Below are 12,576 nucleotides of genomic sequence, written 5' to 3' on the forward strand. Positions count from 1 at the left end.
GTGAACGTATGAAAAAGAACACAATATTTCAAGTCGTTATCTTATCATTCACTTTGCTTTATATGCATGTCGGGATAGCTGGACCTGAACAAGTCAGTATGCATATTTATGGTAATGTGGTCGATCAGGGCTGTGATGTTGCCACCAAAAGTGCATTACAAAATATTCATATTGGTGATTTTAATATCAGTGATTTTCAGACCGCGAATACCGTAAGCACTGCTGCTGATTTGAATATCGATATCACCGGTTGTGCCGCTGGTATTACTGGCGCGGACGTCCTTTTTAGCGGCGAGGCTGACACCCTTGTGCCGACACTGCTCAAATTAACTGACACAGGCGGAAGCGGTGGTATGGCAACGGGGATTGCTGTGCAAATTCTTGATGCGCAAAGTCAGCAAGAAATCCCGCTCAATCAGGTCCTACCTCTTACGCCCTTAAAAGCCGGGGATAACACACTCAAATATCAACTTCGTTATAAGTCCACAAAGGCGGGAGCAACGGGCGGTAATGCGACGGCGGTTCTCTATTTTGATCTGGTTTACCAGTGAAGGAGTGATGTTGAAACAGATAATCTGGATTCTGTTCTTACTGGGATTAACGGGGGGCTGTGAGCTATTTGCCCATGATGGCACGGTCAACATTAGCGGATCGTTTCGCCGTAATACATGCGTGCTGGCACAGGATAGCAAGCAAATCAATGTGCAGTTAGGCGACGTTTCGCTGACACGTTTTTCTCATGGGAATTATGGCCCGGAGAAATCGTTCATCATTAATTTGCAGGATTGCGGAACAGATGTCAGCACGGTTGACGTCACCTTTTCAGGAACCCCCGACGGAGTACAGAGCGAAATGCTGTCCATTGAAAGTGGTACGGATGCAGCCAGTGGGCTGGCAATTGCAATTCTGGATGATGCGAAGATATTGATTCCGCTTAACCAGGCGAGTAAAGACTACAGCCTACATAGCGGTAAGGTGCCATTAACTTTTTATGCGCAATTGCGACCTGTTAATAGTGATGTGCAGTCGGGTAAAGTGAATGCCAGCGCGACATTTGTACTTCATTATGACTAATACGTGGAACAGATTGGCGCTCTTGATTTTCGCCGTTTTATCGCTGCTGGTGGCGAGTGAATTGCAGGCAGGAGTGGTGGTCGGCGGAACGCGATTTATCTTTCCGGCAGACAGAGATTCGATATCTATTTCACTGACTAATACCAGTCAGGAATCCTGGCTTATTAACAGTAAAATCAATCGCCCAACGCGTTGGGCTGGGGGTGAAGCGTCGACAGTACCAGCACCATTACTGGCCGCTCCGCCACTTATTCTCCTGAAGCCCGGTACTACAGGCACATTGCGCTTGCTGAGAACGGAAAGCGACATCTTGCCCGTGGATCGCGAAACGCTATTTGAGTTAAGCATTGCCAGCGTGCCATCCGGCAAAGTTGAAAATCAGAGCGTAAAAGTGGCGATGCGCTCGGTATTTAAACTGTTCTGGCGACCCGAAGGTTTGCCGGGCGACCCGCTGGAAGCTTATCAACAATTACGCTGGACACGGAATTCGCAGGGTGTACAACTCACTAACCCAACGTCTTACTACATTAACCTGATTCAGGTGAACGTAAATGGTAAAGCGTTAAGTAATGCGGGAGTTGTGCCGCCTAAAAGCCAGCGTCAGACAAGCTGGTGTCAGGCAATAGCACCGTGTCATGTCGCCTGGCGGGCGATAAATGATTACGGTGGGTTGAGTGCAAAGAAGGAGCAAAATCTGCACTGAAACAGGTTCGGAAAACGTTTGCGTTTTTTTTGCCGCAGGTCAATTCCCTTTTGGTCCGAACTCGCACATAATACGCCCCCGGTTTGCACACCGGGAATCCAGGAGAGTTCATGTACTACCCCTTCGTTCGTAAAGCCCTTTTCCAGCTCGATCCAGAGCGCGCTCATGAGTTTACTTTTCAGCAATTACGCCGTATTACCGGAACGCCGTTTGAAGCACTGGTGCGGCAGAAAGTGCCTGCGAAACCTGTTAACTGCATGGGCCTGACGTTTAAAAATCCGCTTGGTCTGGCAGCCGGTCTTGATAAAGACGGGGAGTGCATTGACGCGTTAGGCGCGATGGGATTTGGATCGATCGAGATCGGTACCGTCACGCCACGTCCCCAGCCAGGTAATGACAAGCCGCGTCTCTTTCGTCTGGTAGATGCCGAAGGTTTGATCAACCGTATGGGCTTTAATAATCTTGGCGTTGATAACCTCGTAGAGAACGTAAAAAAAGCCCATTATGACGGCGTTCTGGGTATTAACATCGGCAAAAATAAAGATACGCCGGTGGAGCAGGGTAAAGATGACTATCTGATTTGTATGGAAAAAATCTATGCCTATGCGGGATATATCGCCATCAATATTTCATCGCCAAATACCCCAGGATTACGCACACTGCAATATGGTGAAGCGCTGGATGATCTCTTAACCGCGATTAAAAATAAGCAAAATGATTTGCAAGCGATGCACCATAAATATGTGCCGATCGCAGTGAAGATCGCGCCGGATCTTTCTGAAGAAGAATTGATCCAGGTTGCCGATAGTTTAGTTCGCCATAATATTGATGGCGTTATTGCAACCAATACCACGCTCGATCGTTCTCTGGTTCAGGGAATGAAAAATTGTGATCAAACCGGTGGCTTAAGTGGTCGTCCGCTTCAGTTAAAAAGCACAGAAATTATTCGCCGCTTGTCACAGGAATTAAACGGTCGCTTACCGATCATCGGTGTTGGCGGCATTGACTCGGTTATCGCTGCGCGTGAAAAGATTGCTGCGGGGGCCTCACTGGTGCAAATTTATTCTGGTTTTATTTTTAAAGGTCCGCCGCTGATTAAAGAAATCGTTACCCATATCTAATTATTTCTTCGAATTCCTCTTTATAAGATAATCAGGGCTTTATTTTAAGCCCTGGTTGTTTTATATTCATCACTGTTGCTTATTTAGACATTTTGTACTTTTATTGTTGAGGTTATTAAGCGAAGCGACAATGGATTGTGTTGCTGCGGTTTTATAGGGTAGGGGAGAGGCAAATGCGAATTAAACCAGACGATAACTGGCGTTGGTATTACGATGAAGAGCACGATCGAATGATGCTCGATTTAGCCAATGGTATGCTATTTCGCTCACGTTTTGCGCGCAAAATGTTGACTCCAGATGCCTTTTCTCCCGCAGGCTTTTGCGTTGACGACGCCGCGCTCTATTTCTCATTTGAAGAAAAATGCCGCGATTTTAATTTATCTAAAGAACAAAAAGCCGAACTGGTGCTTAATGCGCTGGTAGCAATTCGTTATCTCAAACCGCAAATGCCGAAAAGCTGGCATTTTGTTTCCCATGGTGAAATGTGGGTGCCCATGCCGGGCGATGCGGCCTGCGTTTGGTTGAGCGACACTCACGAGCAAGTCAATTTGCTGGTCGTTGAATCTGGCGAAAATGCCGCACTATGCCTGCTGGCACAACCCTGCGTTGTTATTGCGGGTCGCGCGATGCAGTTGGGCGACGCCATCAAAATCATGAACGACAGGCTGAAACCGCAGGTTAATGTTGACAGCTTCAGCCTCGAACAGGCAGTTTAACGCGTCAGCTTAAGTGCAGTCTTCGGTACACAACTACAGCAAAGAATAGTGCCATCATCACCCATTGCTGATTTTTTCAGCGGCGTGACTTCGCCTTCTAAAAGCTGAACACGGCAACTTCCACAAATGCCCGCGCGGCAAGAATAAGGGATACGAATTCCCTGATTTTCTAATTGCTCCAGCAGCACCTGTTGGTTATTTCCACGAAATGCCTGTCCCTGCCAGTCAATATCTACGTTTGCGTCCGGTTGTTGCGTGATGTTGGCAGTATCATCGGCGGCACCTGCGCCGTAAATTTTAGCTGGAGCCGTTGCCAGAATTTCCACCTCATCGCCAACGCGAATCACGCCGCTATTACGGGCAATTAAATTCTGACCAAAATCGACATCGCCGTTATCCTGGGCAGTACGGAAAGATTGCAGCGTTTTTAATGGTTCGCCTGCCGGATGTTTTTGCCCTTTTTCTGGGCTGACGGTGGTGAAAATACAGCGGCTACAAGGCTTAACCACATCAAACACGACATCACCAATGCGAATCACTTTCCAGCTATCTTCTTCCCAGGTCGATGCACCGGAAACCACCAGATTGGGGCGGAATTGCTCCATTTTTACACTGGCCGGACAACGTTGTTGGAGATCACGTAACGAGGCCTCGTTAGCAAGAAGGTAAGGATAGCCATCAGCAAATGACAGGGGTACAGTGTTGTGGCGTTTCACGCGCCGGGTCATTTGTGGCCCCACCCAGCGTAATTGCACTTCGCGGGAGAAAAATCCACTTAGCCATTTGTTGATCGCGTCTGGCGCAATTCGCGCGGTAAAATGTGTGCCCCAAACTTCGGTTGGTGCGTCTTGTGTGGCGAAATCAGCAAAACGAACATATGCGCTACTGCCATCTGGTGCGGTGAGATGCAAGCCATCATGCACAGGTGAAGGAATAAACCGTACCATCTGGGGAAACTGGCGAGCAGTAATAAACGTACCGTCAGGTTCCGTGATCATAAAGATGCGATCGAAGGCCAGACCACTGACATCTGCCAGAGCATGTGTAAGACCAATGCCGCGCATCGATTTAACAGGATGAATAAAAAGCCGGGTTAATGTCGCCACGGTGCGGTCCTCAAATGAAAATAAGCCCTCAACTTTATGACATGACGCGCTTATTAGCTATAATGCGCAACAATTTTCTTAGAGTAAAAGTGACGATATGAATTCTCTGTTTGCCAGTACGGCCCGTGGGCTGGAAGAGCTGTTAAAAACTGAACTGGAAAACCTGGGGGCCGTTGAATGCCAGGTGGTTCAGGGTGGGGTCCATTTCAAGGGCGACACACGGCTTGTTTACCAGAGCCTGATGTGGAGCCGCCTGGCCTCGCGTATTATGTTGCCGCTGGGCGAGTGTAAGGTTTACAGCGATTTAGACCTCTATCTCGGTGTTCAGGCGATCAACTGGACAGAGATGTTTAATCCTGGCGCGACCTTCGCTGTCCACTTCAGTGGTTTGAATGACACCATACGCAACAGTCAGTACGGTGCGATGAAAGTGAAAGACGCGATCGTCGATGCTTTCACGCGGAAAAATCTGCCGCGTCCAAATGTTGATCGCGATGCGCCGGATATCCGCGTTAACGTCTGGCTGCATAAAGAAACTGCCAGTATCGCCCTTGATCTCAGTGGTGATGGTTTACATCTGCGTGGCTATCGCGATCGTGCTGGTATTGCGCCGATCAAAGAAACCCTGGCAGCCGCGATTGTTATGCGATCCGGCTGGCAGCCAGGAACACCGCTGCTCGATCCGATGTGTGGTTCCGGTACGTTGCTGATTGAAGCGGCGATGCTGGCGACCGATCGCGCACCAGGCTTGCACCGTGGACGTTGGGGCTTTAGCGGCTGGGCACAGCATGATGAAGCCATCTGGCAGGAAGTGAAAGCAGAAGCGCAAACTCGCGCCCGTAAAGGCCTGGCGGAGTACAGCTCCCATTTCTACGGTTCGGACAGCGACGCACGGGTGATTCAACGTGCGCGCACTAACGCCCGTCTTGCGGGGATTGGTGAACTGATCACCTTTGAGGTGAAAGATGTCGCGCAACTGGCCAATCCGCTGCCGAAAGGGCCGTACGGTACAGTGTTGAGCAACCCGCCATACGGTGAACGTCTGGACAGCGAACCGGCGCTGATTGCGCTGCATAGTCTGCTGGGCCGAATCATGAAAAACCAGTTCGGTGGCTGGAATCTCTCTTTGTTTAGTGCCTCGCCGGATCTGCTCAGCTGCCTGCAGCTGCGTGCAGACAAACAGTACAAGGCGAAAAACGGCCCGCTGGACTGCGTACAGAAAAACTACCATGTTGCCGAAAGCACACCAGACAGCAAACCGGCGATGGTAGCGGAAGACTACGCTAACCGCCTGCGTAAGAACCTCAAAAAATTCGAGAAGTGGGCTCGCCAGGAAGGGATTGAATGTTACCGCCTGTATGACGCCGATCTGCCGGAATATAACGTTGCCGTTGATCGTTATGCCGACTGGGTGGTGGTGCAGGAGTATGCGCCGCCAAAAACTATTGATGCGCACAAAGCGCGTCAGCGTCTGTTCGATATTATCGCTGCAACCATTTCGGTACTGGGGATTGCGCCAAACAAACTGGTGCTGAAAACCCGTGAACGCCAGAAGGGCAAAAATCAGTACCAGAAACTGGGCGAGAAGGGCGAGTTTCTCGAAGTCACCGAATATAACGCTCACTTGTGGGTGAACCTGACGGATTACCTCGATACCGGTCTGTTCCTCGATCACCGTATCGCCCGTCGTATGCTCGGTCAGATGAGCAAAGGCAAAGATTTCCTCAACCTGTTCTCTTATACCGGCAGCGCCACCGTGCACGCGGGATTAGGCGGTGCACGCAGCACCACCACCGTGGATATGTCGCGTACTTATCTGGAGTGGGCAGAACGCAACCTGCGTCTGAATGGCCTAACCGGGCGTGCGCATCGCCTGATTCAGGCCGATTGCCTGGCGTGGCTGCGTGAGGCAAATGAACAGTTCGATCTGATCTTTATCGATCCGCCAACCTTCTCTAACTCAAAACGAATGGAAGATGCGTTTGATGTTCAGCGCGATCATCTGGCGCTGATGAAAGATTTGAAACGTCTGCTGCGTGCTGGTGGGACGATCATGTTCTCGAACAACAAACGCGGTTTCCGTATGGATCTCGACGGTCTGGCGAAACTGGGACTGAAAGCACAAGAAATTACGCAAAAAACGCTCTCCCAGGATTTCGCCCGTAACCGCCAGATCCACAACTGCTGGCTGATTACCGCAGCCTGAAAGGAATAGTAATGTCATTAATCAGTATGCATGGCGCATGGCTGTCGTTCAGCGACGCGCCGCTTCTCGATAACGCAGAACTGCATATCGAAGATAACGAACGTGTTTGTCTGGTAGGTCGTAACGGCGCAGGCAAATCGACGTTAATGAAGATCCTCAACCGTGAACAGGGGCTGGATGACGGTCGCATTATTTACGAGCAAGATTTGATTGTAGCTCGTCTGCAACAGGATCCGCCGCGTAACGTTGAGGGTAGCGTTTATGATTTCGTTGCCGAAGGCATTGAAGAACAAGCGGAATACCTGAAACGCTATCACGATATTTCGCGCCTGGTGATGAACGACCCGAGCGAGAAAAATCTCAACGAACTGGCGAAGGTTCAGGAACAGCTGGATCACCACAACCTGTGGCAACTGGAAAACCGCATCAACGAAGTGCTGGCGCAACTGGGATTAGATCCTAATGTTGCGCTGTCGTCGCTTTCCGGCGGCTGGTTGCGTAAAGCGGCATTAGGACGCGCGCTGGTGAGCAATCCGCGCGTATTGCTGCTCGACGAACCGACTAACCACCTGGATATCGAAACCATCGACTGGCTGGAAGGGTTTCTCAAAACCTTCAATGGGACAATTATTTTCATTTCCCACGACCGTTCGTTTATCCGCAATATGGCGACGCGCATTGTTGATCTCGATCGCGGCAAGCTAGTGACCTATCCAGGGAATTACGACCAGTATCTGCTTGAAAAGGAAGAAGCCCTGCGTGTGGAAGAACTACAAAATGCCGAGTTCGATCGCAAACTGGCGCAGGAAGAGGTGTGGATCCGCCAGGGGATCAAAGCGCGCCGTACCCGTAATGAAGGCCGCGTACGCGCCCTGAAAGCAATGCGCCGTGAACGTAGCCAGCGCCGTGAGGTCATGGGGACGGCAAAGATGCAGGTGGAAGAAGCCAGCCGCTCCGGAAAGATCGTTTTCGAAATGGAAGACGTTTGCTACCAGGTTGACGGTAAGCAACTGGTGAAAGATTTTTCTGCCCAGGTTCTACGTGGCGACAAAATTGCCCTGATTGGCCCGAATGGGTGCGGCAAAACCACGCTGCTGAAACTGATGCTCGGTCAGCTTCAGGCGGACAGCGGGCGTATTCACGTTGGCACCAAACTGGAAGTGGCTTATTTCGATCAGCACCGTGCGGAACTGGATCCCGATAAAACGGTGATGGATAACCTTGCCGAAGGTAAGCAAGAGGTGATGGTTAACGGCAAGCCACGCCACGTATTGGGCTATTTGCAGGACTTCCTGTTCCATCCGAAACGGGCGATGACGCCGGTACGTGCGCTTTCTGGCGGTGAGCGGAACCGCTTGCTGCTGGCGCGTTTGTTCCTCAAACCAAGCAACTTATTGATTCTTGACGAACCGACCAACGATCTTGATGTCGAAACGCTGGAACTGCTGGAAGAACTGATCGACAGCTACCAGGGCACGGTATTGCTGGTAAGCCACGATCGTCAGTTTGTCGATAACACCGTTACAGAATGCTGGATCTTCGAAGGCGGCGGTAAAATTGGTCGTTATGTCGGCGGTTATCATGATGCCCGTGGTCAGCAAGAGCAGTATGTGGCGCTCAAACAGCCTGCGGTGAAAAAAACCGAAGAAGCCGCCGCGGCAAAAGCAGAAACTGTAAAACGCAGCAGTAGCAAACTAAGCTATAAATTGCAGCGCGAACTGGAGCAGCTACCGCAATTGCTTGAAGATCTGGAGGCGAAGCTGGAAGCCCTACAGACGCAGGTGGCGGATGCTTCCTTCTTCAGTCAGCCGCATGAGCAGACACAAAAAGTGCTCGCTGATATGGCTGCTGCAGAGCAGGAGCTGGAGCAAGCCTTTGAACGCTGGGAGTATCTTGAAGCGTTAAAAAATGGTGGCTGATCGCAAAATAGTCGATTTAAACAGAGACAGCTGACAACGGTAAAATTGCCTGATGCACTGGGTTTATCAGGCATGAAAACCAACACTTTGTTAGTCATCTGTAAAATAGCGCATCATTAAGGAGTACCAATGTGCGAACATCATCATGCCGCGAAGCACATCCTGTGCTCGCAGTGTGACATGCTGGTGGCGTTACCGCGCCTTGAGCATGGTCAGAAAGCGGCATGTCCCCGGTGTGGCACAACGTTAACCGTGGCGTGGGATGCCCCTCGGCAGCGTCCCACCGCCTATGCGTTGGCTGCACTGTTCATGCTGTTGCTGTCCAACTTGTTTCCTTTTGTGAATATGAACGTTGCAGGAGTTACCAGTGAAATTACATTACTGGAAATTCCCGGCGTGCTTTTTTCTGAGGACTACGCCAGCCTCGGCACCTTTTTCCTGTTGTTTGTGCAACTGGTTCCCGCGTTTTGTCTGATAACCATTCTGTTACTGGTGAATCGCGCGGAATTACCGGTCCGTTTAAAAGAGCAACTGGCACGGGTGCTTTTTCAACTCAAAACCTGGGGAATGGCGGAAATTTTCCTCGCGGGAGTGCTGGTCAGTTTCGTTAAACTGATGGCCTACGGCAGCATTGGTGTCGGCAGTAGCTTTCTCCCCTGGTGTTTATTTTGTGTCCTGCAACTGCGCGCCTTTCAGTGCGTTGATCGTCGCTGGTTATGGGACGATATCGCCCCGATGCCAGAACTGCGCCAGCCGCTAAAACCTGGCGTCACGGGGATACGTCAGGGGCTGCGTTCTTGCTCCTGTTGTACGGCAATCCTTCCTGCTGATGAACCCGTATGCCCGCGCTGTGGTACTAAAGGGTACGTTCGGCGTAGAAACAGCCTGCAGTGGACACTCGCGCTGCTTGTAACGTCCATCATGCTGTACCTTCCGGCTAATATTTTGCCCATCATGGTGACGGATTTATTAGGCTCGAAGATGCCATCGACGATTCTCGCTGGGGTCATCCTGTTATGGAGCGAAGGATCTTATCCCGTCGCTGCGGTTATCTTTCTGGCCAGTATTATGGTGCCAACGTTAAAGATGATCGCCATAGCGTGGTTGTGTTGGGATGCCAAAGGGCATGGCAAGCGCGACAGTGAAAGAATGCATTTGATTTATGAAGTTGTTGAGTTTGTAGGCCGCTGGTCGATGATTGACGTTTTCGTTATCGCGGTGCTCTCGGCGCTGGTGCGTATGGGAGGTTTAATGAGTATTTATCCGGCAATGGGTGCATTAATGTTTGCTTTAGTCGTCATAATGACAATGTTTTCTGCTATGACGTTTGACCCGCGTTTGTCGTGGGATCGTCAACCTGAATCAGAGCATGAGGAGTCCTGACAGTATGGAATCTAATAATGGGGAAGCCAAAATCCAGAAAGTGAAGAACTGGTCTCCCGTGTGGATATTTCCTATCGTCACGGCGCTCATTGGGGCCTGGGTTCTTTTTTATCATTACAGCCATCAGGGGCCGGAAGTGACTCTGATCACCGCGAATGCGGAAGGAATAGAAGGTGGTAAAACCACCATTAAAAGCCGTAGCGTTGACGTCGGCGTGGTTGAAAGCGCCACACTGGCTGATGATTTGACGCACGTTGAAATCAAAGCGCGGCTGAATTCCGGTATGGAAAAATTGCTGCATAAAGATACCGTCTTTTGGGTGGTGAAACCGCAGATTGGTCGAGAAGGGATTAGCGGCCTGGGAACGCTGCTGTCTGGGGTTTATATCGAACTGCAGCCAGGCGCAAAAGGCAGCAAAATGGATAAATACGATTTGCTGGACTCGCCACCGTTGGCCCCGCCTGATGCGAAAGGTATCCGTGTGATTCTCGATAGCAAAAAAGCCGGGCAGCTCTCGCCAGGAGATCCCGTGCTGTTCCGTGGCTATCGGGTAGGTTCGGTTGAAACCAGCACCTTCGATACGCAAAAACGCAATATCAGCTATCAACTGTTCATCAATGCACCTTATGACCGACTGGTGACCAGCAATGTTCGCTTCTGGAAAGATAGTGGCATTGCGGTTGATTTGACGTCAGCGGGAATGCGTGTGGAGATGGGCTCATTGACAACGCTGCTTAGTGGCGGTGTCAGCTTTGATGTGCCGGAAGGTCTGGATTTAGGGCAGCCAGTGGCACCGAAAACAGCTTTCGTTTTGTATGATGATCAGAAGAGCATTCAGGATTCGTTGTACACCGATCACATTGATTATCTGATGTTCTTTAAGGATTCGGTACGCGGTCTGCAACCGGGAGCTCCGGTAGAATTCCGGGGTATTCGCCTGGGTACCGTAAGCAAAGTGCCATTCTTTGCGCCGAATATGCGTCAGACATTTAACGATGATTACCGTATTCCGGTACTGATTCGTATCGAGCCAGAGCGGCTGAAAATGCAGCTTGGAGAAAATGCGGATGTTGTTGAGCACCTTGGCGAATTGTTGAAACGTGGTTTACGCGGATCGCTGAAAACCGGAAACCTGGTCACTGGCGCACTGTATGTTGATCTCGATTTCTATCCAAATACGCCTGCAATAACCGGTATTCGTGAATTTAATGGTTATCAGATTATCCCGACCGTTAGCGGCGGTCTGGCGCAAATCCAGCAACGACTGATGGAAGCGTTGGATAAGATCAACAAACTGCCATTGAATCCGATGATTGAACAGGCAACCAGTACGCTTTCTGAAAGTCAGCGCACAATGAAAAACCTGCAAACGACGCTGGATAGCATGAACAAGATCCTCGCCAGCCAGTCGATGCAGCAGTTACCGACGGATATGCAGTCAACGTTGCGTGAATTGAATCGCAGTATGCAGGGCTTCCAGCCTGGCTCCGCAGCCTACAACAAGATGGTGGCGGATATGCAGCGACTTGATCAGGTGTTGCGAGAACTGCAACCGGTGCTGAAAACGCTCAACGAGAAGAGTAACGCGCTGGTATTTGAAGCGAAGGACAAAAAAGATCCAGAGCCGAAGAGGGCGAAACAATGAAAAAGTGGCTAGTGACGATTGCAGCACTGTGGCTGGCCGGATGCAGCTCCGGCGAAATTAATAAAAACTATTACCAGTTACCTGTGGTGCAGGGCGGTACACAAAGTACCGCCAGCCAGGGTAATCGCCTGTTATGGGTAGAGCAGGTCGCTGTTCCTGACTATCTGGCCGGAAATGGTGTGGTTTATCAAACCAGTGATGTGAAGTATGTGATTGCCAACAACAACTTGTGGGCCAGCCCGTTGGATCAACAGTTGCGCAACACTCTGGTTGCCAACCTGAGCACGCAACTGCCCGGCTGGGTGGTTGCCTCCCAGCCTCTGGGAAGCGCCCAGGATACGCTCAATGTTACCGTAACGGAGTTTAACGGGCGATATGATGGCAAGGTCATTGTCAGTGGTGAGTGGCTGTTGAACCACCAGGGACAACTGATCAAACGTCCGTTCCGTCTGGAAGGGGTGCAAACTCAGGATGGTTACGATGAAATGGTTAAAGTGCTGGCCAGTGTCTGGAGTCAGGAAGCCGCTTCTATTGCGCAAGAGATAAAGCGTCTACCGTAATCATAAAGATTTGTAAATATAACCGCCTCCGGTATGTTGCCTGAGGCGGTTTTTTTGTCTCTAACGTGCGGAAAAAGTTGTTCCTCTTCACATTTTTTGTACAACTGACATGCCCGTGTAGCTCACAAATATGACAGTGGCGT

General features: G+C 50.4%; 11 protein-coding genes. 10 read left to right on the plus strand and 1 reads right to left on the minus strand.

Annotated features, from left to right (window positions below; translation table 11 throughout):
- Nucleotides 1-8: 8 nt before the first annotated feature.
- From ACJHX7_RS01045 to zapC, 5 genes are all read left to right on the plus strand, one after another.
- A complete protein-coding gene (locus tag ACJHX7_RS01045) occupies nt 9-551 on the plus strand; it encodes a fimbrial protein (protein ID WP_001330057.1) in 543 nt (180 codons plus the stop codon).
- A gap of 7 nt (nt 552-558) precedes the next feature.
- Nucleotides 559-1,074 carry a fimbrial protein gene (locus tag ACJHX7_RS01050; protein ID WP_000917661.1) on the plus strand — a complete coding sequence of 172 codons (516 nt, stop codon included), beginning with the start codon at nt 559-561 and terminating at the stop codon, nt 1,072-1,074.
- The gene (locus tag ACJHX7_RS01055; RefSeq protein ID WP_172837105.1) at nt 1,040-1,777 is read left to right on the plus strand and encodes a fimbrial chaperone; all 738 of its coding nucleotides are present in this window, start codon (nt 1,040-1,042) and stop codon (nt 1,775-1,777) included. Before ACJHX7_RS01050 ends, ACJHX7_RS01055 begins: the two co-directional genes overlap by 35 nt.
- Nucleotides 1,778-1,887: 110 nt before the next feature.
- Nucleotides 1,888-2,898 carry a quinone-dependent dihydroorotate dehydrogenase gene (pyrD, locus tag ACJHX7_RS01060; RefSeq protein WP_001305914.1) on the plus strand — a complete coding sequence of 337 codons (1,011 nt, stop codon included), beginning with the start codon at nt 1,888-1,890 and terminating at the stop codon, nt 2,896-2,898.
- 173 nt (nt 2,899-3,071) lie between these two features.
- Complete coding sequence (gene zapC / locus ACJHX7_RS01065; RefSeq protein WP_001295353.1) at nt 3,072-3,614, plus strand: cell division protein ZapC; 543 nt, start codon at nt 3,072-3,074, stop codon at nt 3,612-3,614.
- On the opposite strand, the gene ycbX is transcribed toward zapC, so the two are convergent.
- Nucleotides 3,611-4,720 carry a 6-N-hydroxylaminopurine resistance protein YcbX gene (ycbX, locus tag ACJHX7_RS01070; RefSeq protein WP_094029823.1) on the minus strand — a complete coding sequence of 370 codons (1,110 nt, stop codon included), beginning with the start codon at nt 4,718-4,720 and terminating at the stop codon, nt 3,611-3,613. The genes zapC and ycbX overlap by 4 nt on opposite strands.
- A 97-nt stretch (nt 4,721-4,817) precedes the next feature.
- On the opposite strand from ycbX, the gene rlmKL reads away from it, so the two are divergent.
- The 5 genes from rlmKL (at nt 4,818) to pqiC (ending at nt 12,433) form a co-directional block, all read left to right on the plus strand.
- Nucleotides 4,818-6,926, plus strand: a complete 2,109-nt coding sequence (rlmKL, locus tag ACJHX7_RS01075) for a bifunctional 23S rRNA (guanine(2069)-N(7))-methyltransferase RlmK/23S rRNA (guanine(2445)-N(2))-methyltransferase RlmL (protein ID WP_089582670.1) — start codon at nt 4,818-4,820, stop codon at nt 6,924-6,926.
- 11 nt (nt 6,927-6,937) lie between these two features.
- Nucleotides 6,938-8,845 (plus strand): ABC transporter ATP-binding protein, encoded by a 1,908-nt coding sequence (locus tag ACJHX7_RS01080; protein ID WP_000053102.1) that lies wholly within the window; start codon nt 6,938-6,940, stop codon nt 8,843-8,845.
- A 129-nt stretch (nt 8,846-8,974) separates the two neighbouring features.
- Nucleotides 8,975-10,228, plus strand: a complete 1,254-nt coding sequence (gene pqiA, locus ACJHX7_RS01085) for a membrane integrity-associated transporter subunit PqiA (RefSeq protein ID WP_000333170.1) — start codon at nt 8,975-8,977, stop codon at nt 10,226-10,228.
- A 4-nt stretch (nt 10,229-10,232) separates the two neighbouring features.
- Nucleotides 10,233-11,873 carry an intermembrane transport protein PqiB gene (pqiB, locus tag ACJHX7_RS01090; protein WP_000445541.1) on the plus strand — a complete coding sequence of 547 codons (1,641 nt, stop codon included), beginning with the start codon at nt 10,233-10,235 and terminating at the stop codon, nt 11,871-11,873.
- A complete protein-coding gene (pqiC, locus tag ACJHX7_RS01095) occupies nt 11,870-12,433 on the plus strand; it encodes a membrane integrity-associated transporter subunit PqiC (RefSeq protein WP_000759094.1) in 564 nt (187 codons plus the stop codon). The genes pqiB and pqiC overlap by 4 nt, the downstream gene beginning before the upstream one ends.
- Nucleotides 12,434-12,576: the final 143 nt, after the last annotated feature.

Origin of the sequence: Escherichia sp. WS1451, from assembly GCF_046487365.1 — a bacterium.
GTDB classification, from domain to species: domain Bacteria; phylum Pseudomonadota; class Gammaproteobacteria; order Enterobacterales; family Enterobacteriaceae; genus Escherichia; species Escherichia coli.

What these genes read in the sequence shown, in the direction of transcription:
- zapC (WP_001295353.1), top strand. Translation starts at nt 3,072, where the DNA reads ATGCGAATTAAACCAGACGATAACTGGCGTTGGTATTACGATGAAGAG.
- ACJHX7_RS01050 (WP_000917661.1), top strand. Translation starts at nt 559, where the DNA reads ATGTTGAAACAGATAATCTGGATTCTGTTCTTACTGGGATTAACGGGG.
- ACJHX7_RS01045 (WP_001330057.1), top strand. Translation starts at nt 9, where the DNA reads ATGAAAAAGAACACAATATTTCAAGTCGTTATCTTATCATTCACTTTG.
- pqiB (WP_000445541.1), top strand. Translation starts at nt 10,233, where the DNA reads ATGGAATCTAATAATGGGGAAGCCAAAATCCAGAAAGTGAAGAACTGG.
- ACJHX7_RS01080 (WP_000053102.1), top strand. Translation starts at nt 6,938, where the DNA reads ATGTCATTAATCAGTATGCATGGCGCATGGCTGTCGTTCAGCGACGCG.
- rlmKL (WP_089582670.1), top strand. Translation starts at nt 4,818, where the DNA reads ATGAATTCTCTGTTTGCCAGTACGGCCCGTGGGCTGGAAGAGCTGTTA.
- pqiA (WP_000333170.1), top strand. Translation starts at nt 8,975, where the DNA reads ATGTGCGAACATCATCATGCCGCGAAGCACATCCTGTGCTCGCAGTGT.
- pyrD (WP_001305914.1), top strand. Translation starts at nt 1,888, where the DNA reads ATGTACTACCCCTTCGTTCGTAAAGCCCTTTTCCAGCTCGATCCAGAG.
- ACJHX7_RS01055 (WP_172837105.1), top strand. Translation starts at nt 1,040, where the DNA reads ATGCCAGCGCGACATTTGTACTTCATTATGACTAATACGTGGAACAGA.
- pqiC (WP_000759094.1), top strand. Translation starts at nt 11,870, where the DNA reads ATGAAAAAGTGGCTAGTGACGATTGCAGCACTGTGGCTGGCCGGATGC.